Raw genomic sequence first — 516 nt, forward strand, 5'->3', positions numbered from 1 at the left:
ATTGCCTGAGAAAAATAAATTCCTTGTTTGATTAATGAATCAATATTTGGAGTAATAGATGTTTTATTTTTACCATAACATTTGTCAGAACGCATAGAATCAATTACTAAAAACAATATGTTTGGTTTCATTTACATCAATTGTAGTTTATTAGATTAAAAAATCATTTAGTTCATCTATTTTTTAGAGTAATTTTCCTAGATTTTTTGTTACTTAATTCCATAGCATCCAAAACTTGTAAAATTTTTAGTTCATTATGAAATGTATAATCTGGATTTTTTTTAGTTTTTATCAAATTAAGGAAATTTTTCATTTCGTTAACATATAGTGATTCTGATGGAGTATTACCTTGGTATCCTTTAGCTACTTCACCAGATTTTATTTGGATTTTTTTCCATTTAGATGATTTTCCCACATTGATAGTTCCTTTATTATGATCACAAAGGATTACTCCTTTTTGACCAATAATTTTTGTTTCACTAAATGCAGGATCAGAAATTACGTCAATTACCATAA

Annotated in this window: 1 protein-coding gene; it reads right to left on the minus strand. The window is 25.4% G+C overall.

Annotated elements, in window-relative coordinates; all coding sequences use genetic code 11:
- Window positions 1-172: 172 nt before the first annotated feature.
- The coding region (locus BD31_RS03920; protein ID WP_008298884.1) for a hypothetical protein at window positions 173-516 on the minus strand (344 nt) is incomplete at its 5' end.

The sequence above is a fragment of the Candidatus Nitrosopumilus salarius BD31 genome (assembly GCF_000242875.2).
GTDB lineage: Archaea > Thermoproteota > Nitrososphaeria > Nitrososphaerales > Nitrosopumilaceae > Nitrosopumilus > Nitrosopumilus salarius.